This window comes from Alistipes sp. AF14-19 (assembly GCF_003461645.1).
Classification (GTDB): domain Bacteria; phylum Bacteroidota; class Bacteroidia; order Bacteroidales; family Rikenellaceae; genus Alistipes; species Alistipes shahii.
This window is the reverse complement of record NZ_QTXM01000027.1, coordinates 1-23,459: the sequence shown is the minus strand read 5'-3', so window position 1 is coordinate 23,459 and position 23,459 is coordinate 1. Positions and strand designations below refer to the sequence as shown.

General features: G+C 59.7%; 19 protein-coding genes. 11 read left to right on the top strand and 8 right to left on the bottom strand.

What is annotated here, in order from left to right; all coding sequences use genetic code 11:
- Positions 1–3 precede the first annotated feature (3 nt).
- Positions 4–456, top strand: a complete 453-nt coding sequence (locus DWW03_RS15195) for a type I restriction enzyme HsdR N-terminal domain-containing protein (RefSeq protein ID WP_118406978.1) — start codon at positions 4–6, stop codon at positions 454–456.
- Between the two features lie 117 nt (positions 457–573).
- Here DWW03_RS15195 and DWW03_RS15190 read toward each other — a convergent pair whose 3' ends face one another.
- From DWW03_RS15190 to plsY, 4 genes are all read right to left on the bottom strand, one after another.
- Positions 574–1,314, bottom strand: coding sequence for a LytR/AlgR family response regulator transcription factor (locus tag DWW03_RS15190; RefSeq protein ID WP_118406977.1), 741 nt, complete (start codon positions 1,312–1,314; stop codon positions 574–576).
- Positions 1,307–2,377 (bottom strand): sensor histidine kinase, encoded by a 1,071-nt coding sequence (locus tag DWW03_RS15185; protein WP_022061252.1) that lies wholly within the window; start codon positions 2,375–2,377, stop codon positions 1,307–1,309. The genes DWW03_RS15190 and DWW03_RS15185 overlap by 8 nt, the downstream gene beginning before the upstream one ends.
- 230 nt (positions 2,378–2,607) lie before the next feature.
- Positions 2,608–4,308 carry an AMP-binding protein gene (locus DWW03_RS15180; protein ID WP_015546627.1) on the bottom strand — a complete coding sequence of 567 codons (1,701 nt, stop codon included), beginning with the start codon at positions 4,306–4,308 and terminating at the stop codon, positions 2,608–2,610.
- Positions 4,309–4,427: 119 nt separating this feature from the next.
- Positions 4,428–5,129 (bottom strand): glycerol-3-phosphate 1-O-acyltransferase PlsY, encoded by a 702-nt coding sequence (gene plsY / locus DWW03_RS15175; protein ID WP_015546626.1) that lies wholly within the window; start codon positions 5,127–5,129, stop codon positions 4,428–4,430.
- A 134-nt stretch (positions 5,130–5,263) separates the two neighbouring features.
- Between plsY and DWW03_RS15170 the strand changes: the two genes are divergently transcribed.
- The 3 genes from DWW03_RS15170 to DWW03_RS15160 are packed head-to-tail and all read left to right on the top strand — an operon-like array spanning position 5,264 to position 9,157.
- Positions 5,264–6,253, top strand: a complete 990-nt coding sequence (locus DWW03_RS15170) for a YitT family protein (protein ID WP_022061251.1) — start codon at positions 5,264–5,266, stop codon at positions 6,251–6,253.
- A 38-nt stretch (positions 6,254–6,291) separates the two neighbouring features.
- Positions 6,292–7,656 (top strand): tRNA (N6-isopentenyl adenosine(37)-C2)-methylthiotransferase MiaB, encoded by a 1,365-nt coding sequence (gene miaB, locus DWW03_RS15165; RefSeq protein ID WP_022061250.1) that lies wholly within the window; start codon positions 6,292–6,294, stop codon positions 7,654–7,656.
- A 34-nt stretch (positions 7,657–7,690) separates the two neighbouring features.
- Positions 7,691–9,157 carry a DEAD/DEAH box helicase gene (locus tag DWW03_RS15160; RefSeq protein ID WP_118406976.1) on the top strand — a complete coding sequence of 489 codons (1,467 nt, stop codon included), beginning with the start codon at positions 7,691–7,693 and terminating at the stop codon, positions 9,155–9,157.
- A 141-nt stretch (positions 9,158–9,298) separates the two neighbouring features.
- On the opposite strand, the gene DWW03_RS15155 is transcribed toward DWW03_RS15160, so the two are convergent.
- Positions 9,299–10,792, bottom strand: a complete 1,494-nt coding sequence (locus DWW03_RS15155; protein ID WP_022061420.1) for a catalase — start codon at positions 10,790–10,792, stop codon at positions 9,299–9,301.
- 254 nt (positions 10,793–11,046) lie between these two features.
- Between DWW03_RS15155 and DWW03_RS15150 the strand changes: the two genes are divergently transcribed.
- The gene (locus DWW03_RS15150) at positions 11,047–11,385 is read left to right on the top strand and encodes a hypothetical protein (RefSeq protein WP_022061419.1); all 339 of its coding nucleotides are present in this window, start codon (positions 11,047–11,049) and stop codon (positions 11,383–11,385) included.
- A gap of 404 nt (positions 11,386–11,789) precedes the next feature.
- On the opposite strand, the gene der is transcribed toward DWW03_RS15150, so the two are convergent.
- Positions 11,790–13,094 carry a ribosome biogenesis GTPase Der gene (gene der, locus DWW03_RS15145; protein ID WP_022061418.1) on the bottom strand — a complete coding sequence of 435 codons (1,305 nt, stop codon included), beginning with the start codon at positions 13,092–13,094 and terminating at the stop codon, positions 11,790–11,792.
- Between the two features lie 233 nt (positions 13,095–13,327).
- A complete protein-coding gene (locus DWW03_RS15140; protein WP_015546622.1) occupies positions 13,328–15,421 on the bottom strand; it encodes a cation:proton antiporter in 2,094 nt (697 codons plus the stop codon).
- Positions 15,422–15,861: 440 nt separating this feature from the next.
- Here DWW03_RS15140 and DWW03_RS15135 point away from each other — a divergent pair, with 440 nt between their 5' ends.
- From DWW03_RS15135 to DWW03_RS15110, 6 genes are all read left to right on the top strand, one after another.
- Positions 15,862–17,013, top strand: a complete 1,152-nt coding sequence (locus DWW03_RS15135) for an MFS transporter (RefSeq protein ID WP_022061417.1) — start codon at positions 15,862–15,864, stop codon at positions 17,011–17,013.
- 11 nt (positions 17,014–17,024) lie between these two features.
- Positions 17,025–17,621 (top strand): porin family protein, encoded by a 597-nt coding sequence (locus tag DWW03_RS15130; protein ID WP_118406982.1) that lies wholly within the window; start codon positions 17,025–17,027, stop codon positions 17,619–17,621.
- Between the two features lie 7 nt (positions 17,622–17,628).
- Entirely contained in the window at positions 17,629–18,600 is a 972-nt protein-coding gene (locus DWW03_RS15125; RefSeq protein ID WP_015546620.1) for a PhoH family protein, read from the top strand.
- 137 nt (positions 18,601–18,737) lie between these two features.
- Entirely contained in the window at positions 18,738–20,195 is a 1,458-nt protein-coding gene (locus tag DWW03_RS15120) for an aminoacyl-histidine dipeptidase (protein WP_022061414.1), read from the top strand.
- A 7-nt stretch (positions 20,196–20,202) separates the two neighbouring features.
- Positions 20,203–21,189, top strand: a complete 987-nt coding sequence (locus DWW03_RS15115; protein ID WP_022061413.1) for a diacylglycerol/lipid kinase family protein — start codon at positions 20,203–20,205, stop codon at positions 21,187–21,189.
- A gap of 300 nt (positions 21,190–21,489) precedes the next feature.
- Positions 21,490–22,719, top strand: a complete 1,230-nt coding sequence (locus tag DWW03_RS15110) for a site-specific integrase (protein WP_118406975.1) — start codon at positions 21,490–21,492, stop codon at positions 22,717–22,719.
- A 44-nt stretch (positions 22,720–22,763) separates the two neighbouring features.
- Here the strand turns inward: DWW03_RS15110 and DWW03_RS16950 are convergent, their stop codons facing one another.
- Positions 22,764–23,138 (bottom strand): AAA family ATPase, encoded by a 375-nt coding sequence (locus tag DWW03_RS16950; RefSeq protein ID WP_259301998.1) that lies wholly within the window; start codon positions 23,136–23,138, stop codon positions 22,764–22,766.
- Between the last annotated feature and the right edge of the window lie 321 nt (positions 23,139–23,459).

The following is a 23,459-nucleotide window of genomic DNA, read 5'->3' as shown; positions in this document are numbered from 1 at the left end:
GCGATGTCCAGGCTGCCCAAACTCAATTTTCCTGCCATCCGGCTGCGTGCGCGCCGCCGCGGTGACGGCGTGGAGGTCTGGGATTCCCTGCGAGGCATTTATCTCGTGCTGACGCCCGAGGAGTGGGTCCGCCAGCATCTGATCGCTTACCTGACGGCGTATTGCGGCGTGCAGCCCAAACGCATCGTCCAGGAGTATGCCGTGGCGCTCAACGGCCAGCCCCAGCGGGCCGACGTGGTGGTCGTGGGCGACCGGGCCGAGCCGCTGCTCCTGGCCGAGTGCAAGGCCCCGTGCATCCCGATCAACGGCCGGACGCTCGCGCAGGCCGTGCGCTACAATTCGGTGCTGGGGGCGCGCTACGTCATTCTGACCAACGGCCTGCGGCATTACTGCTGCGAATGCCGCGACGGGGAGTATGTCCAGCTCGGCGGCTTCCCGGATCTTTCCGGTGATTGACCGTCCGTTTTCCCCGGCCGTTTCCCCCCCCCAGCCGTTTCCCCAGCCGTTTCCCCAGCCGTTTCCCCGTCCGTTTTCCCTGTACTCGGCGGTCCTGATCTCCGCCCGGCCGGATCGCTACAAATTTCGGAAATTCTTGTCGATATATCCCTGGAAGGCTTCCTTGTAATTCTCGCCGATCGGTACGTACTCCGTGTCGTTGAGGAAGATGCGCCCTTTGACGTAGGCCTTGATCGTGCGCAGGTTGACGATGTACGAACGGTGCACGCGCATGAACGACTCCGAAGGAAGCGCCGTCTCCATGTTCTTGAGCCGGAACAGCGTGGTGATGGTCGTTCCGTCGGCGAGGTGCATGCGCACGTATTCGCCTTCGCTTTCGAGATAGACGATGTCGCTGATCTTCACCAGCGAAACCTTGTAATCGGCCTTCACCGAGATATACTCCTTGTCTTTGGGCAGCGCCTCGGATTCTCCCTCCTGTGGCGGCCGTTGGTTGTGGCGTAGCTCGTAGAGCGAATTGGCCTTGGCCGCCGAACGGCTGAAATCGGCGAAGCTGAACGGTTTGAGCAGGTAGTCCACCGCGTCGAGCTTGAATCCCTCGACGGCGTACTCCGAATAGGCCGTGGTGAAAATCACCATCGGGCGGTCGATCAGCGCGCGGACGAAATCCACGCCGTTGAGGTCGGGCATGTTGATGTCGACGAAAATCAGGTCCACCTTCTCTCCCGCGAGCATCTGCTGCGCTTCCAGGGCGTTGTTGTATTTTGCGACGAGGTCCAGATAGGGAATTTTCGAGATGTAGCTTGTCAGCTGACGCAGAGCCAGCGGCTCGTCGTCGATGGCGATACATTTAAGCATTGAGCGTCGGGATTACGAGTTTTACGGTATAGGTCTTCTCCTCCTCGCGGATTTCCAGCGAGTAGTTCTTCGCGCCGTAGATCAGTTCGAGGCGTTTGCGGACGTTCTCCAGTCCGATTCCCGCGGGGTGTTTGCTGCTTTGGGCGGCGTGGCGGCTGTTGGTGAGCGTGCTGGTCACCTGCCCGTCGGCGTATTCGATCTTCAGGCGGATGAACGACGGATGGTTGTAGCTTACGCCGTGTTTGAAGGCGTTTTCGACGAAGACGATCAGCAGCAGCGGCGGGATAGACAGTTGTTCGGGCAGGTTGCCGGGCGACTCCACGCTGATATTCACGGCGTCGGTGTAACGAATGCGCATCAGTTCGATGTAGTTTTTCAGGAACTGGATGTCGCGGTTGAGCGAAATGATCTCGCGCCCCGACTCGTAGAGCACGTAACGCATCATCTTCGAAAGCTCGATCACGGCGTTCTTGGCCGACTCGGTGTCGATGTCGATCAGCGCGTGGATGTTGTTGAGCGTGTTCATAAAGAAGTGCGGGTTGATCTGGTATTTCAGGTAATCCATTTCGGCCTGCAGGTTCTGGCGCTTGAGCGCCTCCATCTGCTGTTCGTCGCGCATCGACTGGTATATCAGCTTGATACCCGTGTTGGCTCCGGTCATAAAGAATCCCAGCACCACGTTCCAGTACATCTCCAGATTGGAGAACGACGCTTTGCGGTAGGCGTCGAGCGCTTCGGGATCGTTTTGTTTGAGGAGGTGGTCCGTGAGGTGGTCCTCGTAGATCTGCACCAGCCAGAAGACGCTGATGATCAGCGCCAGGTTGCTCGCGAGGTATTTCCCGTATTTTCGCCGGAGCATGTAGCGCGGGGCGATGATGGCATTGTGGATGAGAAAGATGATCAGATAGGGGGCGATATACCTCCAGGCAGTCAGCACGTTTTCCAGGTTGACGTGCATTTCGGACATCATCTGCGAGTTGAGGACCGGGACCAGGATGATGGCCGTCCAGACCATCACGTAGAGCAGGTTTTCACCGATAGCTTGTTTTTTCTGGATTTTCATGCTTCAAATATAGTGAAAGTCGCGGGCAAAGCCAAACTTGTTTGAGCTTTGCCGCGACGCATCGAGCTTTGCCCGCAATGCGCCGATTCAAAAAACACCCGGCTCTTCGGAAGCCGGGTGTGAAAGAAAGCAGGTAACCGTACTAATTAGTGACGCCTCATTGTTAGAATGGATTCAGTGACTATGAAGAATTTTGGGATAGAGAATCCAATTGGTTACCTGCCTGTGCCTTATTTGTTCAACAGCGAGGGTTCGTATAGATAGCGTTTGATGCTTCGTTTCGGGGTTTTTTCGAACTCGTTGGGGTAGAGTGCGATGCCCGAGATCCGCTCGTAGGCGGCCAGCTGCGCGTTGAGTTCCTGAAGGTTGTTCTGCATGATCTGCGGCAGGTCGGCCTTGTCCACGCCCTCGGCCTCGGCCTGTTCGTAGTCGGGGACCACGAGGGCCTTGATCTTGCCGTTTCCGGCGTCGAGCACCAGCGATTCGAGCACGAGGTACATGTTGTTGAGCTTGTCCTCGATCTCCTCGGGATAGATGTTCTGGCCGTTGCCCGAGAGGATCATGGTTTTCGAACGGCCGCGGATGTAGAGCGTGCCGTCGGGGTCCATCGTGGCCATGTCGCCCGTATGGAGCCATCCCTCCTCGTCGAGGACCTTGTGGGTGTCCTTGTCGTTTTTGTAGTATCCCTTCATAACGTGCTCGCCGCGGACGAGGATTTCGCCGGCCACGCGCTGCGGGTCTTCCGAGTCGATCCTCACTTCGAGCAGCCCTTTCAGGAACCGGCCGCACGAACCGGCCTTGAACTCGTTGTCGGGGGTGAAACTGATCAGCGGGGCGCATTCGGTCATGCCGTAGCCGATCGTGATCGGGAACTTGATCTTCATCAGGAACGATTCGGTCTCCTGGTTCATCGGCGCGCCGCCGACGATGAAGATTCCGACGTTGCCGCCGAAGGCGTCCATCAGTTTCTTGCGGATCACCGAGTAGATGGCCGAATTGAGCAGCGGAATCTTCATGGCGATCGACATGGGGCCTTTCTCCAGCATCGGGAGCACCTGCTTGCGGTAGACTTTTTCGAGGATCATCGGCACGCAGCAGATGATCGTGGGTTTCACGACGGCCATCGCTTCCAGCAGGATTTTCGCCGCCGGAATCTTGCCCAGCAGGGTGATGTGTCCGCCGACGGCCAGCGGCGCGAGGAAGTCGAACGCGCAGCCGTAAGCGTGGGCCAGCGGCAGGAACGACAGCGTGCGGCCTCCTTTCTGGAAGTACCGCTGTCCGGTCTGGGTGTTGATTGTCGTTGCGGCGAACATCACGTTGCTCGTGAGGTTGTTCACCGTGAGCATCACGCCCTTCGAGTAGCCGGTCGTTCCCGAGGTGTAGTTGAGCAGGACGACCTGGTCGTTGGGGATTTCGGGATATTTGATGTCGTTGACGCTGAATCCGCGCGGATACTTGGTGCGGTAGTTCTTCACGATGTCGCGCTGGAACTTGGTGAGCGACTTGCCGTCGCGCTCGTAGATCGCGTGGAAGTCCGTGAGCGAGAATACGGCTTCGATCTGCTTGATCTGGTCCTCCTCGATCACGTCCCAGAAGTTGTCGCCCAGGAACAGCAGGCGGCTTTCCGAGTGGTTGATGATATGGATGATGTCCGCAGGGGTGAAATCCTGAAGGATCGGCACGATCACTGCTCCGTAGGTGATGGTTCCCATGTAGGTGATGCACCAGCGTGGGTTGTTGCGGCCGATGAGTGCGATTTTGTCGCCTTGCTTGATCCCGGCTTTCTTGAAAAGCAGGTGGATTTTCGCAATCTCCTTGGCCATTTCATAGTACGAAAAGGTCTCGCCCTTGAAATAGTCGGTCAGCGCCGACATCTCCCGATTTTCCCGAAAACTCGTTTCGTATATTTTCAGCAGGTTTTCCTGTAACATGACGCTTGCTTTAGGTCTTTATTGCGGCGCAAAGATAACGTAAAAATTTATTTTGCCGTATGCCGGCCGCAGGATTTATCCTTTTATGCGGATAATTTCGTCGAAAAGTCCGGAGCCGGTTATTCCCGATCGTGCTCTTTGCCGCTCTTTTTCCGCTCCTCGTCGTCGAGTTTCACGCGCCGCGGCTTCCAGATGAAGGTCTTCGACTCGGTTCCCGCCTTCAGCCGTTCGATGTTCTTGCGGTGGGTGTAGATCAGCAGGATGGCGATCACGAACGAGAACACCACGAAGGCCGTCGATCCGTTGACTTTGGGCGATATGAGGGTGAAGACGGGGAAGCAGCATCCGGCGACCATCGAGGCCAGCGACACGTAGTGCGAGACCATCAGCATCACCAGCCACACGCCGAAGCACAGCAGCGCCACGGGGGGATAGATGCCCGTCACGGCGCCCACGAGCGTCGCGACGCCCTTTCCGCCGCGGAATCCGGCGAAAATCGGGAAGATATGGCCCAGCACGGCGGCGAACACGGCGACGATCTTGAGGTTTATCAGGTCGTTCTGTCCGATCAGGTCGTCGTACTGCATCAGTTCGATGATCGTCACGGCCACGAATCCTTTCAGGAAATCGAGCGCGAAGACCGGCAGGGCGGCCCGCCGGCCCAGCACGCGGAGCATGTTGGTCGTTCCGGCGTTCTTCGAGCCGTGCTCGCGGATGTCGATGCCGTAATATTTCTTGCCGATCCATACGGCGCTTGGAATCGAACCGAGCAGATAGGCGATGATAATCATGGTGGTAGCCGTATATATCGTCAGAATCATCTTTTTCGCGTGTTAACTTGTTCATGCAAATATAGTCAAAAAATCCGTATGTGGAAGCCGGGGGCGAAAAAACCGCCGCCGTATCCCGCATTTCCGGAGAATTTAGTATCTTTGCATTCTAAATGAATTAATGTATGAACACAAAGGCTTTGCTCGAACCGATGGGCTCGTGGGCGTGGTGGCGCTCGTGGTTTCTGATTTTCCTCGGCTGCTCGGTCATGGGCGCGGGGTTCGTGCTCTTCGTCAATCCCTACAAGTTCGTGCCGGGCGGGGTCTACGGCATGGGTATCGTGCTGCATAACATCTTCCCTTCGGTCCAGGTCGGTACGTTCGGTTACATGTTCGACATTCCGCTGATGCTGATCTCCATGCTGGTCTTCGGCGGCGGTTTCGGCACGCGCACGGTGCTGGCGGCGCTCTATACGCCGGGCTTTATGAACGTGCTCACGCGGCTGGTCTACCCGAATCCCGAGGCGGTCGAGTCGCTGGACCCTTCGCTGCTGCTGGGCGGGCGGTTGGACCTCTCGAACGATCTGCTGCTGACGTGCGTCATCGGCGCCGTGGTGATCGGCATCGGGCAGGGTATCGTCGTGCGGCAGCAGGCGACCACGGGGGGCACGGACATCGTGGGCATGCTGTTGCAGAAGTTCGCCGGGATCAAGTTCTCGACGGGCATCCTGCTGGCCGACGGGTTCGTCGTGCTGTCGGGACTGGCCGTGATCGGCTTCGGAATCGGCACGGACGAGGCGGCAGCGAACGGCTGGATGCTGACGCTCTATTCGCTCATCACGATCTACATCTCATCGCGTGTGATCGCCTACCTGCTCGACGGCGCGTCGTACGACAAGCTGCTGTTCATCATCAGCGACCACCACGAGGAGCTGAAACGGTTCATCATCGACGATCTCGACCGCAGCGCCACCTACATCAAGTCGAAGGGCATGTACACCGATTCGCTGCGCGACATGATCTTTCTGGTGGTGAGCCGCAAGGAGGTGCGCCTCGTGCAGCACAAGATCAAGGAGATCGACCCGAAGGCATTCGTCGTGGTGACGGATGCCTACGAAACCTTCGGGGAGGGCTTCAAGCAGTTCCCCGAGAAAAACGAGATACAGGCGGAATAGGCTCCGCCAATTAAGAATTAAAAATTAAGAATTGAAAATTGGGATTTAACGTCAATACATTACGGCCTTTGGAGGGCGCCGGACGCAAACTTTTCATCGAGACCTACGGCTGCCAGATGAACGTCGGCGACACGGAGATCGTCGTTTCGCTCATGCAGCGCGAAGGCTATGTCTATACGGACCGCATCGGCGAGGCCGATGTCATCCTGATCAACACCTGCTCGATCCGCGACAACGCCGAGCAGCGCATCTGGGGCCGTCTGGCCGAGATGAAACGCTACCGGCGCGCGAATCCGGGTCTTGTCGTGGGCGTCATCGGCTGCATGGCCGAACGCCTGCGCGAGAAGCTGGTCGAGGGACCTGCGGGCGTCGATGTCGTGGCCGGGCCGGACGCCTACCGCGACCTGCCGCGCCTGGTGCGCGAGGCCGAGGCGGGCGGCAAGGGTGTCAACGTGCTGCTTTCGACCGAGGAGACCTATGCCGAAATCGCCCCCGTGCGCCTCGACCGCAACGGCGTGAGCGCCTTCGTGGCGATCATGCGGGGGTGCGACAACTTCTGTTCCTACTGCGTGGTCCCCTACACCCGGGGCCGCGAGCGGAGCCGCGATGCGGAGACCATCGTCGCCGAGGCGCGCAGTTTGTTCGAAAACGGCTACCGCGAGGTGACGCTGCTGGGGCAGAACGTCAATTCCTACCGTACGGGCGACGTCGATTTCCCGGAGCTGGTGCGCCGCGTGGCGTCGGTCTCGCCGCTGCTGCGCGTGCGGTTCGCCACCTCGCATCCCAAGGATATGAGCGACGGCCTACTGGAGGTCATGGCCTCGATGCCCAACGTCTGCCGGGCGATTCACCTGCCGGCCCAGTCGGGCGCCACGTCGATGCTCGGCCGCATGAACCGCAAATATACGCGCGAATGGTATCTCGACCGCATCGCTGCCATCCGCCGCTATCTGCCCGACTGTGCGATCACCACCGACCTGATCGCGGGCTTCTCGGGCGAGACGGAGGAGGAGCACCTGCAAACCCTGTCGCTGATGCGCGAGGTGGGCTATGATTTCGCCTACATGTTCAAGTATTCGGAGCGTCCGGGCACTTTTGCCGAAAAGCACCTGGGGGACGACGTTCCCGAGGAGGTGAAGTCGCGCCGGCTGTCCGAAATCATCGCCCTGCAAAACGAGCTGGGCCATGCGAGCAACCTGCGCGATGTGGGCCGGGAGTTCGAAGTGCTGGTCGAGGGCGAGTCGAAGCGCGACAGGAACCAGCTGTCGGGGCGCACTTCGCAGAACAAGGTGGTGGTTTTCGACCGCGGGTATCATCGGGTCGGCGACTATGTGAGGGTTCGCATCACGGGCTGCACGCCGGCCACGCTATTCGGAGATGTCATTTCCGGACCGTGCAATTAAAAGTGAAAAATTAAGAATTAAAAATTTCTGTTTTATGCGTTTCGATGAACTCGACCTGGAGGATGAAATCCTCGACGGTCTTGAGGATATGAATTTCCACGAGATGACTCCCGTGCAGGAGCACACGATTCCGGTGATTCTGGAGGGCCGCGACATTATCGGCTGCGCCCAGACCGGTACGGGAAAGACCGCGGCCTATACGCTGCCGCTGCTGAACAAACTGCTCATCGAGGGCAACCCCGACAATGTGGTGAAATCGCTGATCATCGTGCCGACGCGCGAGCTGGCGCAGCAGATCGACCAGCAGTTCCAGGGCTTCTCCTATTATGCGCCCCTCTCGACGACGGTGGTCTACGGCGGTGGCGACGGCAAGGGCTGGGACATCCAGAAAAACGGCATGCTGAACGGCGCCGACGTGGTGATCGCCACTCCGGGCCGCATGATCGCCCACCTGCAAAACAGCGGCGTCGATCTTTCGCACGTCGAATACTTGATTCTCGACGAGGCCGACCGCATGCTCGACATGGGTTTCTCGGACGACATTATGAAGATCATCTCCTACATGCCCGCCGAACGGCAGACGATCATGTTTTCGGCGACGCTGCCCCCGAAGATCCGCGAACTGGCCAAGACCATTCTGCGCAATCCCGCCGAGGTCAACATCGCCATTTCGAAACCCAACGAAGCCATCGACCAGTCGGCCTACATCTGCTACGAGCGTCAGAAACTGGGCATCATCCGCGAGCTGTTCGCCGAGCCGACCGACTCGAAGACGATCATCTTCTCGTCGTCGAAACTCAAGGTCAAGGAGCTGGCCCATACACTCAAGCGCATGGGACTCGACGTTGCGGCCATGCACTCCGACCTGGAGCAGGCGCAGCGCGAGGAGGTGATGCTCAACTTTAAGAACAACAAGGTGAAAATCCTCGTCGCCACGGACATCGTCGCGCGCGGTATCGACATCGAGGACATCGGCCTGGTGCTCAACTACGACGTGCCGCACGACCCCGAGGACTACATCCACCGCATCGGCCGTACGGCCCGCGCGGCGGCTTCGGGCGCCGCCATGACGTTCGTCAGCGAGGAGGAGCAGGGCAAGTTCCACCAGATCGAGAAATTCATCGAGCGGGACATCCGCAAGGCCGAACTGCCCGAGAGCGTGGGCGAAGGCCCGAAATACGCTCCCGACGAGAACCGCGGCCGCTTCGGCCGGGGGCGCGGGGGTCGCAGCGGGGGAGGGCGTTCCGGCTCGGGCCGCGGACGCGGCGGACGCGGCGACCGTTCGGGTCGTAACGACCGGGACCGCCGCAGCGAACGCCCGGCGGCTGCGACTGCGGCTGCGGAACCTGCCGCGGCACAACCCGCTTCGCCGGACAGCGACCACGCTTCGGGCCGTGGCGAAGGCAACCGCGGGACCCGCGACCGCCGCCGTCACCGCGGAGGCCGCAATCGGGGCCGCGGCAACAAGCCGCAGGGCGGCGAACCGACGCCGCAGGCATAAATACCAAAAATTCCCGTCGAACCAACGACGGGAATTTTTGTTTACCTCCGTTTTACCGGGCGTGATCACATACTCTAATGTACCGCCGTCCGGAGCGTATGCCATCTCCCTCCCTGAAGGAGGGCTGGGGTGGGGTCGGATTTATCTTTTATCCCATGCGGGATGCGCGGGGTCTTCGGCCGTCAGGGCTTCGGCGAGGCTGATGCCCAGCGCCCGGGCCACGCCTTCGCCGTACGACGGATCGGCGTTGTAGCAGTTGCGCACGTGCCGCTGCTTGATGAACAGTTCCGAATCGCCCATGGCGCGCGCCGTGTTTTCGCATGTCGCCTGCTGATCTGCGGGCGTCATCAGCCGCCACAGCTTGCCCGGCTGCGTGTAATAATCGTCGTCGAATTCGCGCTCGTCGTAGTTGTAGACCGCGCCGTCGACGGCCAGGGGCGGCTCCTTGAGGGCCGGCGTGTCCTGCCATTCGCCGTAGCTGTTCGGCTCGTAGGGCGTCGTCGCGCCGTAATTGTCGTCGGTGCGCATCTGCCCGTCGCGGTGGTAGGCGTGGAACGGACAGCGGGGCTTGTTCACCGGAATCAGGTTGTGATTCACGCCCAGGCGGTAACGCTGCGCATCGCCGTAGGAGAAGAGGCGTCCTTGCAGCATCTTGTCTGGCGAGAAGCCGATGCCCTCGACAATGTTCATCGGGTTGAAGGCGGCCTGCTCGACTTCGGCGTAGAAGTTTTCCGGATTGCGGTTGAGTTCCAGAATGCCCACGTCGTGCAGCGGAAAATCGCCGTGATACCACACCTTCGTCAGGTCGAACGGATTGATTTTATAGGTCCGGGCCTGCTCCTCGGTCATCAGCTGCACCTGCATCAGCCAGCGCGGATAGTCGCCGCGTTCGATGGCTTCGAACAGGTCGCGCTGGTTCGATTCGCGGTCCTTGGCGATGATGGCCTCAGCCTCCGCGTCGGTCAGGTTCCTGATCCCCTGCTCAGTGCGGAGGTGGAACTTGACCCACGTGCGTCGGTTGTCTTTGTCGTAGAGGCTGTACGTGTGGCTTCCGAATCCGTGCATGTGGCGGAAGGAGGCCGGAATGCCGCGCGGCGACATCGTGATGGTCACCTGATGCAGCGCCTCGGGCAGCAGCGTCCAGAAGTCCCAGTTGCTGTTCGGGCTGCGCAGTCCGGTGCGCGGGTCGCGCTTGATGGCGTGGTTCAGGTCGGGAAACTTCAGCGGATCGCGCAGGAAGAAGACCGGGGTGTTGTTGCCCACGAGGTCCCAGTTGCCGGCGTCGGTGTAGAACTTGATGGCGAAGCCGCGGATGTCGCGTTCGGCATCCGCCGCGCCGCGTTCTCCGGCCACGGTCGAGAAGCGCACGAAGCACGGGGTCTGCTTGCCCACCTCGGCGAAGATCGACGCCCGGGTGTATTTCGTGATGTCGTGCATCACGGTGAAGGTTCCGAAGGCTCCCGATCCTTTGGCGTGCATGCGCCGTTCGGGGATGACTTCGCGGTCGAAGTGGGCGAGTTTTTCGAGGAACCACGGGTCCTGCAAGGTTACGGGGCCGCGTTTCCCGGCTGTCTGAATGTTCTGGTTGTCGGCGATGGGCCGGCCGTTTTCGGCTGTCAGTTTCTTTTTGTCCATATGGCTTTTGTTTTTGGTTGTGACGGATTCCCTGCTTGTAAATGTATGATATAATTCTGTGAATAACAAGCGGATAATATTGATAGTGCCATAACTTAAACCTATAATGGCCAAAATCGTGCCCGGACGGAACGGCGTGCGGACTGAAAATTTCCGGCCGAATGTGCGGATATTTCGGTCCGGGGCGTTATCTTTGAGAAACGGAACGGCGGTTCCAGGAATCGGGACCGTTCGCTGAAACAGTTTAGCCTGCAATGATTGATTTGAATTTCAGCCGTGAGTTTTTTGCGGCCATGCTGGTCACGGAGGTGGAGAAGGTCGGGTTCGCCGTCCTGATCCGGACATTTCCCGATGCAATGGAATTGCAGCACCCCGCTGTCCTGATCCGGGGTATCCGGGAGTTTGCTTTTGATATTGCCGAAGGCTGCTTCGTCCGCCTCGGGGCGCGTTGCGACGGGAAGATAGAGGCCCTGCGGTCCGGAATCAGCAAGTCCGGGGACGAAATCCGGTTCACGGCGGTGGATTACGTGTACCGGGAGTCCGAGTTTCGGAAAAAATATGTGGACCGGGTCGTCAATCCTTTTTTGACGTAAAGTCGGTCGACGGCCCTGCGGAAAGCATATGTGAGGGGACGGCGTCCTTTCAAGGAGGGGTTTGGGGTGGTTGTCAGTACAGGATTTTTCGGGATTTTCAGCCGCTTGGGCTGCAATTCCGTCCGGAAACCTACTTCTGTCGGAAGTAAATCTGCATCGGAAGTCCCGTAATGAAAGCCCCTCCTTTCAAGGAGGGGTTTGGGGTGGTTGTCAGCACGGGATTTTTCGAGGTTGGCCGCCGCTTGGGCTGCAATCCCGTCCGGGAACCTACTTCTGCCGGAAGAAAATCTGCATCGGAAGTCCCGTAATGAAAGCCCCTCCTTTCAAGGAGGGGTTTGGGGAGGTTGTCAGCACGGGATTTTTCGGGATTTTCAGCCGCTTGGGCTGCAATTCCGTCCGGAGACCTACTTCTGCCGGAAGTAAATCTGCACCGGGACTCCCGAAAAATCCCAGTGGTCGCGCATGTTGTTTTCGAGGAAGCGGCGGTAAGGCTCCTTGATGTACTGCGGCAGGTTGACGAAGAACGCGAACTGCGGCGTCGGCGTCGGAAGCTGGGTCACATACTTGATTTTGATATACTTGCCCTTGGTTGCGGGGGGCGGGTAGTTCTCGATCAGCGGCAGCATGTAGTCGTTGAGCTCCGAGGTCGGGATGCGGCGTTTGCGCGACTGGTAGACGCGGATGGCGGTTTGCAGCACGTCGAAGATGCGCTGTTTGTTCAGCACCGAGGTGAAGATGATCGGAATGTCGTTGAACGGAGCGAGTTTCTTTCGGAGGAACTCGGTCCACTCCTTCATCGTGTTGCTGTCCTTCTCGATCAGGTCCCATTTGTTGACCACGATCACGCATCCCTTGCGGTTGCGGACGATCAGGTTGTGGATGTTCAGGTCCTGCGATTCGAGTCCCTGCCGGGCGTCGATCATCAGGATGCAGACGTCCGAATTTTCGATGGCGCGTATCGAGCGCATCACCGAGTAGAATTCGAGGTCCTCCATCGTCTTGCCCTTCTTGCGCATGCCGGCCGTGTCGACGAGGTAGAAATCCATGCCGAATTTGTTGTAGCGGGTGTGGATCGAGTCGCGGGTGGTCCCGGCGATGGAGGTCACGATGTTGCGCTCCTCGCCCAGCAGGGCGTTCGTGAGCGACGACTTGCCGACGTTGGGACGCCCCACGATGGTGATGTGGGGCAGGTCTTCGTCCTCCTCGGAGGCCGTTTCCACGGGCAGTGCGTCCAGAATGGCGTCCATCAGGTCGCCCGTGCCGCTTCCCGACATCGACGAGATGCAGTAGGGATCGCCCAGTCCCAGGGCGTAGAACTCGTGCGAGGAGTAGATCTGGTCGTTGTTGTCGACCTTGTTGCAGACGAGGATCACCTTCTTCGAGGTGCGGCGCAGGATGTCGGCCATCAGCATGTCGAGGTCGGTGATGCCGGTGCGTACCTCCACGAGGAAGAGGATCACGTCGGCCTCGTCGATGGCCAGCAGGACCTGACGGCGGATTTCGTCTTCGAAAATATCCTCCGAATTGACGGTGTACCCGCCCGTGTCGATGATGGAAAACTCCTTGCCGTTCCAGTCGGTCTTGCCGTAATGGCGGTCGCGGGTGGTTCCGGCCGTCGCGTCGACGATGGCCTTCCGTTCGCCCACGAGGCGGTTGAAGAGGGTGCTTTTGCCGACGTTCGGACGGCCCACGATTGCTACAAGGCTCATATCTTATCTTTTTCTTATTCTGCTGTTTGCTCCGTTTTACAACTCCGACCGCTGTAGTCGCGGCCTATGGCCGCGTTTACAAATTGGACCCACCCTAAATCCCGGCCTTGGCGGGGACTTGTCGCATCGCGACCGGGATTCTGACCGGAATGCCGCTACCATGAATCACTTGCAAAGATAGCGCAAATCCGCGAAGGGAAAAACTTTTTCGGGTATTTTGTACTTCCGAACCGTCAGATATAGCGGCTTTCGGTGTCGCCCGCCTGCACGGGATAGAGCAGTACGGAGCTGTATCCGGAGAAGAAATGTTCGAGGTAGGCCGGGATACGGCTCATCACGGGGTTGTACGAGACGCGGTCGCGGCGGCTCATCACGAACCAGAGGCAGTCGTCGGCGCGGATGTCGTGTTCGAGCGACGGCAGGTCGTCCCATTGCGCGAAGGGCACGAAGTCGATGTTGGCCGGGTGCTTGCGGCCTTTGGGGCGGAGGTATTCCAGCGTGGCCTCCGGGGCGAACACGATGATTCTGGCCCCCGAGTTTTCGGCCAGGCGGCGGATGCGGCGCTGCCACATCTGGAATCCCGCCTCCTGCTCGGCCTTTTCGGGTACGACGATCAGGTGGCGCTTGATGGTGTTCAGCGGCTGCACGGGGTTGTAGATGAAGGTCGTGACGTTGCTCTGTGCCAGCACGTCGGCGGCCATTTTGCCGATGCCGGGACCCGACGCCCCGGGGATGCCCGTCAGTCCCGGCACGGCCGGGGAGGCGTGGTGCATGCCCATCACGATGTCGGTGATGTTCCGTTCGCGGACGACGCTGACGATGGCGTTCGAGATGTTCACGTCGTAACGCATCAGCTCCTGGAGGTAGATGTCGCCTGCCGCGGCCGCCGTCGCCGCCGCGTCGAGGATCTTCTGGGCGCGTTTCTCGACGTTCGGGTCCTCCACCTTGTTGTCGATGGCGTGCAGGGCGTATAGTCCGTTCGGCTCCTTGGCGCGCTTGAGCATCGAACTCAACCATACCAGTTCGTCGGCCGTGCGTTCGTCGGCCACGGGGATCAGGATGTGGTCCTCCTGCCGCGGCTGCCTGTCTCCGGTGTCCTGGGCACTGCGCATGGCGATGTTGTGGGCGCCGCGCTGCGTGGCGAAGGTCGACACGGTGCAGGTGGCCAGAATCATCAGGATCGTGCCGTTGAGCACGCTCTCGCTCAAGAGGCGGATCGGCTCGCCGTCGGGCGTGTGGCCCAGGATGATGTTGTAGCCGACCATCACGGCGGCCAACGTCGCGGCCACGTGGGCCGAGCTTAAGCCGAAGATGACGGTCCGCTGGTCGGGCGAGAGTCGGAAGGTCTTCTGCGTGAACCATGCGGCGACGAATTTCGCCGCCGTGATCAGCACGATCATAATGGCCGCCACTTCGAGGCTCTCCCAGTCGCGGAAGAAGGCGCGGTAGTCGATCAGCATGCCCACGCCGATCAGGAAGAAGGGGATGAAGATGGCGTTGCCGACGAACTCGATGCGGTTCATCAGCGGCGAGGTGCGGGGGATCAGGCGGTTGAGCGCGAGTCCCGAGAGGAACGCGCCGATGATCGGTTCCAGCCCGGCCATGTGGGCGAGGTAGGCCCCGAGGAAGACCATCGCCAGTACGAAAATGTATTGCGAGACGTTGTCGCTGACCTGCTTGAAGAACCAGTGGGCCAGCAGCGGGAAGAGGAAGACGATGATGGCGATGCAGAGCGAGACGGAGCCTGCGAGCCGCCACCAGAACATGTCGTCGACGTTGCCCGTGGCCATGCCGACGATCACGGTGAGCAGCAGCAGGGCCAGCGTGTCGGTGATGACCGTGCCGCCGACGGCGATCGTGACGGCCTTGTCGCGGGCGATGCCCAGTTTGCTGACGATGGGGTAGGCGATGAGCGTCTGCGAGGCGAACAGCCCTGCGAGCAGGATCGACGAATAGATCGGGAAGCCGAGGATGTAATAGCCGGCCAGGATGCCGAAGGCCAGCGGGACGCAGAAGGTGTAGCCTCCGAAGATGAGGCTCCGCCAGCTGTTGCGGCGGAAATCGGACATGTCCATGTCCAGTCCCGAGAGGAACATGATGTACAGAAGTCCGGCCGTACCCGAGAGGATGATGCTGCTGTCGCGCAGCACGAGGTTGAGGCCGTGGGGTCCGATCACCGCGCCTGCGATGATCAGCCCCAGCAGATAGGGGATTTTGAGTTTGTTCAGCAGGAGCGGAGCCGCGAGGATGATGACCAGGATCAGCAGGAATTTCAGGATCGGGTCTTCGAGCGGCAGCGTCAGGTTTATGTGTGCGAAGAGCAGCATGGGCGCAGGTTGTTTTTTGTAGCCGGGGCTACGTAAAGGCCGGAGGCGCAAAACCGAATCCGAAGCGGTTCGGCGGGGCTTTCCGACGGATAAAGTGTCGTAACGACACCAAATATAATAAAATCTGCGTTCCCGTCCAAACGGTGCGCGGCGTTTTCTCGCGCGGCGGGCTGATCCGTCGATTCGCTGGCCGCTTTTTCGCGTGCGTGTGGCATCCCCGCGGCGATGGATACGGCGGCTTCCGCGGCGGGTGGGCGGTCCGGGCTGTCCCGTTGCGGCCGGTTCCGCCGCCGCTGCGTATCTCGCACGTTTTTTGTTTATTGGATCGTGTCCGCCGCGCGGCGGTGAGGGGCAATTGTGAAATAATCGCCGCCGGAAACGCGTTTTTTGCGGAAAAAAATGTAACTTTGAAAAATTTGGAACCCGAAATTTCGTCTCGGATGAGCGTAGACAAAGTAGACAAACGATTGCTCGGACCCGTGCTTGCGGGCTTCTTCATCATGGGTTTCTGCGACATGGTGGCCCCGATCACGGGCCGCATCGCCGCCGAATTCCCGCCCGGACAGCAGGCCGCCGTGAGCTTCCTGCCGACGATGGTTTTCCTCTGGTTTCTGGTGCTCTCGACTCCGGTCGCGGCGCTGATGAACCGCTGGGGCCGCAAGGCCACGGCGCTTCTGGGCTACGGCTTCACCGTCGCGGGGCTGATGACGCCCTATGCCGCCGGCGCGGACTGCGCCCTGGGGTGGTATTTCGCGGGCTTCGGCCTGCTGGGCGTCGGCAACACGGCGATCCAGGTGGCCGTCAACCCTCTGCTGGCGACCATCGTTCCCGGCGAAAGGATGACCAGCTACCTCACCGTGGGTCAGATATTCCGCAACACTTCGCTCCTGCTGCTGGCTCCGATCGTCACGGGGCTGGTCGCCGCGACGGGTTCGTGGCGGCTCCTGCTGCCGATCTATGCGGGCCTTACGGTGGTCGGGGGTCTCTGGCTGCAACTGACTCCGGTGCCGGAACCTGCGCAGAGAGAACGCTCCGCGGGACTCGCCGACTGCTTCCGCCTGTTGAAAAACCGTGCCGTGCTGCTCTCGACGCTGGGCGTGGCGTGCTTTATCGCCGCCGACGTGGGCATCGGCTTCTTGTCGGTGCGGCTGATCGACAATCCCTCGTCGATCCTCACCACCACGGGCTTCTACGCCTGCCGCATCGTCGGTACATTGATCGGCGCGTGGGTGCTGGTGAAGGTCTCCGACGTGAAATACCTGACCTGGAACATGACCGGGGCGCTGGCGTTGTGCGCGGCGCTGCTGTTCGTGCGCAACGAGGCCGCCATCTACGCCGCCGTGGGAGTGCTGGGCTTCGCCATGGCGTGCGTCTTCGCCACGTTCTACGCCGTGGCCACCAAGGCCGTTCCGGAGAACGCCAACGAGGTGGCCGGGCTGATGATCATGGCCATCTCGGCCGGGGCGGTTTCGGGACCCGTCTGCGGTGCGATCGTCCGCGCCTGGGGCAATCCGCACCTGGGCATGCTCTTCGTCGCCGCGTGCGTGGCCTACATGCTCTGGGCGTCGATACAATTGAAAATGAAAAATTAAGAATTAAAATGATGCTTCGCAGAATCGTACTGACCCTTTTGTTTGCAGCCATTGCGGCGGGCGCCGCCGCACAACGGCCCCGCGCGCGGGTGGAGTGGGGCGTGGTCGGCGGTATCAATATCCCCGACTACACGACCAATATGAGTGAAACCGACGTGAAGAACAAGCTGGGCTGGCAGGCCGGTATCACGACGGCTGTCAACCTCGGGGCCTTCGCCATCGAGCCGCAGATACTCTACGTCCGCCAGGGCCTCCGTATCCGTCCCGAGGGCGGGAGCGAGATCAACCTCAAGTCCAATTCGATCGACGTTCCGGTGCTGGTGTCGCTGCGGCTGCTCAATCCCGTGCGGATCTACGCCGGTCCGGTCTTCACGGTGATGAACGACTGCAAGCAGAAGTCGGGCGGCGACCTGCTGGACTTCGGCCGCGTGCGTCCCTCGGTGTCGTACACCGTGGGTGCGGGCATCGTGCTGATGCGCCACCTGCTGATCGACCTGCGCTACAACGGCCAGTTCCGCTCGAAACATGACGTGGTGCTGCCCGACGGGCGGCAGCTCGACAAACTCCGTACGTATAACGTGGCGCTCAGCTTCGGCTATTTATTCTGATCGGTCTATGACGGAAACTGTCGGAAAGGAAATTATGCTCGAAGGCGTCGATCCCCGCGAACTCTACGGGGCGCAGGACGTCTACCTCGAACAGATCAAATCGCTGCACCCCACGCTGAAGATCGTCGCGCGCGGGCAGTCGCTCAAGGTCCTCGGCCCGGAGGCCGACACGCAGCGTTTCGCCAAACGCATGGAGGGGCTTGCGGCCTACTATGTCAAGTACGGCCACGTCTCGGCCGAGGTCATCGAACAGTGTTTCGCGGGCGGCATCGCGCAGGACGACGCCCCGGTCGACAAGGACGTGATCGTCTACGGCAACAACGGCACGATCGTCCGCGCCCGGACGGTCAACCAGCAGCGGCTCGTCAAACTCTACGACAGGAACGACCTGCTGTTCGCCGTGGGGCCTGCCGGCTCGGGCAAGACCTATACGGCCATCGCGCTGGCCGTTCGTGCGCTGAAGGAGCGGCAGGTGCGGCGCATCATCCTCACGCGTCCGGCCGTCGAGGCGGGTGAGAAGCTGGGTTTCCTGCCCGGCGACATGAAGGAGAAGCTGGACCCCTACCTGCAACCGCTGTACGACGCGCTGAACGACATGATCCCGCCGGCCAAGCTCCAGAAACACCTCGAAGAGGGGACCGTGCAGATCGCCCCGCTGGCCTACATGCGCGGCCGCACGCTGGACAACGCCTTCGTCATTCTGGACGAGGCGCAGAACACCACCCTGTCGCAGATCAAGATGTTCCTGACGCGCATGGGCCGCAATGCGCGGTTCATCGTCACGGGCGACGTGACGCAGATCGACCTGCCGCGCAAGTCGGACAGCGGTCTGGTGCGCACGATGGAGATTCTGCGGGGCGTCGACGGCATCGGCATCGTGGAGTTCGACAAACGCGACATCGTCCGCCACCCGCTCGTGAAACACATCGTCGAGGCGTTCGACAGGAGTGTCGAAAAGGACGGGACCGGAGACCGTTGACCGCCACCGGCCCGGAGCGGCGGACCTGTCCCTTCCCGGGGGCCGCTGACCGGCTGCGACAGCGGCCCCCGGAACGGAAGAGACGGAGAAAGAGAGAGATTTGAACGATAGATATATAACACTTAAACTTCAATATTATGGACCGTAATTTGGTCGCGCTGAAACCGGCGCTTGTCTGGAAACATTTCGCGGAGATCGTCCGCATCCCGCGCCCCTCGTCGCACGAGGAGAAGATCCGCCGCTATATTCTCGATTTCGCCCGCGCGCAGGGCCTCGAATCGAAGGAGGACGCGGCGCACAACGTCTATGTCCGCAAACCCGCCTCGAAGGGGATGGAGGACCGCAAGGGCGTGATCCTGCAAGCCCACCTCGACATGGTTCCGCAGAAGAACAACGACAAGGAGTTCGATTTCACCAAGGACCCCATCGACGCCTACATCGACGGCGGCTGGGTGACGGCCGACGGCACGACGCTGGGCGCCGACAACGGTATCGGCGTGGCGGCGATCCTCGCGGTGCTGGAGGACCGGACGCTGAAGCACGGGCCGCTGGAGGCCCTGTTCACGGCCACCGAGGAGACCGGCATGGACGGTGCGAACGGTCTGGAAAAGGGGCTGCTGCACGGCGACATCCTGCTGAACCTCGATTCCGAGGAGGAGGGCGAACTCTACGTGGGCTGCGCCGGAGGGCTCGACGCCAATATGACCTTCGGCTACAAGGCCGAGCCGACGCCCGCGGGCGGTTATACCGCTGCGAAGATCAGCGTCAAGGGGCTCAAGGGCGGTCACTCGGGCATCCAGATCGTCTGCCAGCGCGCCAACGCCAACAAGGTGCTGTTCCGCTTTTTGAATGCCGCGCCGTGCGACGTGCTGCTGGCGTCGGTGGACGGTGGCGGACTCCGCAACGCCATCCCGCGCGAGGCCGAGGCCGTGGTGCTGGTCGAAACCAGGGACTACGACGAGTTCGCCGCCGCGGTGAAAGCCTACGAGGAGACCGTAAGAGCCGAGTACGCCGGCATCGAGGACGCGGTGTCGGTCAAGATCGCGGAGGTCGGAAAACCGGCCGAAATGCTGCCGAAGGAGGTTGCCGGAAATCTGATCAAGGCCGTTGCGGCCTGCCCCGACGGGGTGCAGCGGATGTCGGTGGCCATGCCCGGGCTGGTGCAGACCTCGACGAACCTCGCACGCGTGGTGTCGGACGGCAGGACGGTGAAACTCCAATGCCTGCTGCGCAGCTCGGTCAACACCGAGAAGGAGGCGCTGGGCGAGTCCATCGCCGCCCTCTTCACGCTGGCCGGGGCCAAAACGGAACTCACGGGCGCCTACAACGGCTGGAACCCCGACATGGAGTCGCCGATCCTGAAGGCCATGACCGCCTCCTACGAGGCGCTGTACGGGAAGAAGCCCGCCGTGACGGCCATTCACGCCGGGCTGGAGTGCGGCATCATCGGCAGCGCCTATCCCGGGCTGGACATGATTTCGTTCGGCCCGACGATCTGCTACCCCCACTCGCCCGACGAGAAGGTGGAGATCGCCTCGGTCGGGAAGTTCTACGACTTCCTGGTCGACACGCTGCGCAACGTTCCCGAAAAATAATCGCAGCGTGGCGGCCGATTCCGGAAAATGGTTCGTCATCGTCAATCCCGTGGCCGGAAGCGGTCGCGGGCTTGACCATTTTCCACAGATTTCGAAACACCTGCGCGATGCCCACATCCTCTGCGAACCGGTCTTCACGGAGCACAAGTTCCACGCCACGGAACTCACCGTCACGGCCGTGCGCGAAGGCTACCGCCGGATCATCGTCGTGGGCGGCGACGGGACGCTGCACGAGGTGGTGAACGGGCTGTTCATCCAGCAGGAGGTGTGTCCCGACGAGGTGCTCGTGGCCGTGGTGGCCGTGGGCACGGGCAACGACTGGGTCCGCACGTTCGGCATCTCGAACCGCTATCAGGACGCCGTGAAGGCCATCAGCGAGGGGTATTCCTTCCTGCAGGACGTCGGGGTGGTCTCCTACGAGGAGGCGCACTACCGCCAGAGCCGCTACATGGCCAACGTCGCCGGGGCGGGGTTCGACGCGCATGTCGTGCGCAAGCTCTCGCACCTGAAAAAGAAGGGTCACCGGAGCCGCTGGCGCTATACGTGGTGTCTGGTGAAGAATTTCTTCCGCTACAAGTCCACGGGCGTCAAGGTCTGGGTCGACGACCGGCTGGTCTACAACAACCTGCTGCTGTCGGCCGCCATCGGCATCTGCAAGTTCAACGGCGGGGGCATCCAGCAGCTGCCGGCGGCCGTGGCCGACGACGGCATGCTCGACCTGTCGCTGATCCGCCCGGTGCACTTCTGGCACCTGCTGTTCCGCTTCCACTACCTGTTCAACGGCGGCATCTACCGCATCCGCCACATCCTCCAGGAGCGCGGAAGCCGCATCCGCATCGAATCTTCGCCCGAGGTGTCGGTCGAGATCGACGGAGAGCCGCTGGGCCATACGCCGCTCGAATTCTCGATTCTCCACCGGGCCATCCGCATCGTCGTGGCCCGCGATTTCTACCAGCGGTGCGCCGCCGTCGGGGCGGAGACCCCGGCCGGGTAGCGCGCAGCCGGAAAAAGAGAGGACCGGACCCCGAAAGGTTCGGTATTTGTAGGTAAAGAGAAGCGCAGGAAAGAGTAAATATCTTGTTTGCAAGTATTTAATTCTCTGTTCTGCAGGTGCACCGAGCAATAAAATTGTAAATTCGGGCAGGTTTAACGGTGAGTTTCGTTACTTATCCGTTACCTGCCCGAAATGCTTTTATTTGCATTTAAGACAGTTGTTTTCAGTGTGTTGCATCGAATTACCGCATAACAAATAACTTGACTAAACGTTTAACAAATCCTCAAAGTTCAAGTTATTATGCAACGCAGCACTTTCAAAGTCCTTTTCTATGTGAAAAGGCTGTCGGAAAAACACGGTCAGGTTCCCATTATGGGCCGTATTACGATCAACGGTACGATGTCGCAGTTCAGCTGCAAACTCTCCGTCCGTTCTTCACTCTGGGATGCCAAAGCCAACAAAGCCTCCGGCAAAAGCCTCGAATCGCAGCGCATCAACGAGAAGCTGGAAAATATCAAGACCAACATCGGCAAACAGTACCAGCGTCTCTGCGACCGGGATTCGTACGTTACGGCCGAAAAGGTCCGCAATGCCTTCCTTGGTATGGGGGACGACTGCCGCCTGCTGTTACAGACCTTCGATGAATACCTCGCCGGCTTCCTCAAACGTGTGGGCAAAGACCGCGCCTATTCCAGCTATGAGGACTACCGCAAACGCCGCCGCCGTCTTGCCTCCTTCCTCGAATACGAATACCGTGTAAAAGATATTCCTTTCAAAGAACTGAAGCGGGATTTCATCGAAAAGTTCGTGGTCTACCTCTCCTCGGTACAAGGGATGCGTTCCGGGACGATCCATTCGACCATCAAAAAGCTGAAGCTGATGACCTATACGGCCTATAAGAACGGCTGGATTCCCGTCGATCCTTTCGCCGGATTCTATGTCAAAGCGGAATACGCCGAACGTCGCTACCTCTCAGCTTCGGAATTGCAGGCCGTGATGGATGTCAGGCTCCCCAACTACCGAACGGGTATTAACCGTGACGCCTTCGTCTTCTGCGCCTTTACGGGTTTGAGCCATGCAGACGTTTCAAAACTCACTTACGCGGACATCCATACGGACGACAACGGAGAGCGGTGGATTATCGACAGGCGTCAGAAGACAGGCACGCAGTTCCGTGTTAAACTCCTTCCCGTAGCTGAAATGCTCTATGAGCGTTATAAGGATACATATCACACAAGCGAGAAGGTTTTTCCGCTTAAAGGAACTTATAAAACACTGAACATGTCCTTGCGGCATGTTGCCAGACATGCCGGTCTGTCGTTCAACCCGACGATCCACATGGCGCGGCATACCTTTGCCACAACGGTCACGCTTACGCAGGGCGTACCTCTGGAAACGGTCAGCAAGATGCTGGGACATAAACGGATCACCACGACCCAAATCTACGCCAAAATCACCAATGACAAGATCGGGCAAGATATGGCGGCATTAAGCGAGAAACTCAGCAGCGTCTTCAAGGTCGCACAGTAACCCGGCACGATCCCGGAATAGCGCATATCTAATATCCTCGGAATTTATTTCCGCCGGCAGGAAATTAAACGCCGGAGATGGAAATACGCAAGGCCATGCGAATCGCCCGAGGGGCGAGCCTTGCGTATTTCCATCTCTGGCATTTTGCTAGACGCTACCGTCGGAAAAGGCGGACTTCTGCGCTCCGGACGGCACCCAACGGGCGTTTGCTCCACAGCACGCATATCTGAACTCTGATAGTCGCAGTCTACGACATGCACGTCATGCCTCAAAGTGTAATACAGGCAACTTGCGAGCGGTACCGTGAAGGTTGATTTTCCCACGCCGCCTTTCTGATTGCAGACGGCAATGCTTACAGGGATGATGTTTATGATTCGGCAATTCGCGTTTTGGGATAGCCATTCTGTCAAATTTTGCATTTTTGCTGCATTCAGAAATGCACTCTTTCAGAGATTCAGAGTTTATGCATATCTTTTCTTCCGAAAAAGAGAAAGAGCGATTTTAACAACGAATTTCGTCCCGGAACAATCGCCATCGCGCCGACACGATATCCTTTTAGGATGATTCGATTTCATGGTTCTCAAACGCTTTCTTTTATTCCTGCCGCAATATACAATAGGGTAAAACGCTTTCGAACCAATGTCCGCCCCAGACCGCTCCAGTCCGCACAGAGGGTTTGTTTTGGCGCTGTCCCGTCCTGAAAAAGGTTTACAAAAAAGAGTAAATCTTATGCAGCAAAC

Coding starts and splice junctions, on each gene's coding strand:
- DWW03_RS15120 (WP_022061414.1), top strand. CDS start 18,738: ATGGACCGTAATTTGGTCGCGCTGAAACCGGCGCTTGTCTGGAAACAT.
- DWW03_RS15155 (WP_022061420.1), bottom strand. CDS start 10,792: ATGGACAAAAAGAAACTGACAGCCGAAAACGGCCGGCCCATCGCCGAC.
- DWW03_RS15125 (WP_015546620.1), top strand. CDS start 17,629: ATGACGGAAACTGTCGGAAAGGAAATTATGCTCGAAGGCGTCGATCCC.
- DWW03_RS15160 (WP_118406976.1), top strand. CDS start 7,691: ATGCGTTTCGATGAACTCGACCTGGAGGATGAAATCCTCGACGGTCTT.
- DWW03_RS15180 (WP_015546627.1), bottom strand. CDS start 4,308: ATGTTACAGGAAAACCTGCTGAAAATATACGAAACGAGTTTTCGGGAA.
- der (WP_022061418.1), bottom strand. CDS start 13,094: ATGAGCCTTGTAGCAATCGTGGGCCGTCCGAACGTCGGCAAAAGCACC.
- DWW03_RS15110 (WP_118406975.1), top strand. CDS start 21,490: ATGCAACGCAGCACTTTCAAAGTCCTTTTCTATGTGAAAAGGCTGTCG.
- DWW03_RS15190 (WP_118406977.1), bottom strand. CDS start 1,314: ATGCTTAAATGTATCGCCATCGACGACGAGCCGCTGGCTCTGCGTCAG.
- DWW03_RS15135 (WP_022061417.1), top strand. CDS start 15,862: ATGAGCGTAGACAAAGTAGACAAACGATTGCTCGGACCCGTGCTTGCG.
- plsY (WP_015546626.1), bottom strand. CDS start 5,129: ATGATTCTGACGATATATACGGCTACCACCATGATTATCATCGCCTAT.
- DWW03_RS15170 (WP_022061251.1), top strand. CDS start 5,264: ATGAACACAAAGGCTTTGCTCGAACCGATGGGCTCGTGGGCGTGGTGG.
- DWW03_RS15195 (WP_118406978.1), top strand. CDS start 4: ATGTCCAGGCTGCCCAAACTCAATTTTCCTGCCATCCGGCTGCGTGCG.
- DWW03_RS15140 (WP_015546622.1), bottom strand. CDS start 15,421: ATGCTGCTCTTCGCACACATAAACCTGACGCTGCCGCTCGAAGACCCG.
- DWW03_RS15185 (WP_022061252.1), bottom strand. CDS start 2,377: ATGAAAATCCAGAAAAAACAAGCTATCGGTGAAAACCTGCTCTACGTG.
- DWW03_RS16950 (WP_259301998.1), bottom strand. CDS start 23,138: ATGCAAAATTTGACAGAATGGCTATCCCAAAACGCGAATTGCCGAATC.
- DWW03_RS15150 (WP_022061419.1), top strand. CDS start 11,047: ATGATTGATTTGAATTTCAGCCGTGAGTTTTTTGCGGCCATGCTGGTC.
- DWW03_RS15130 (WP_118406982.1), top strand. CDS start 17,025: ATGCTTCGCAGAATCGTACTGACCCTTTTGTTTGCAGCCATTGCGGCG.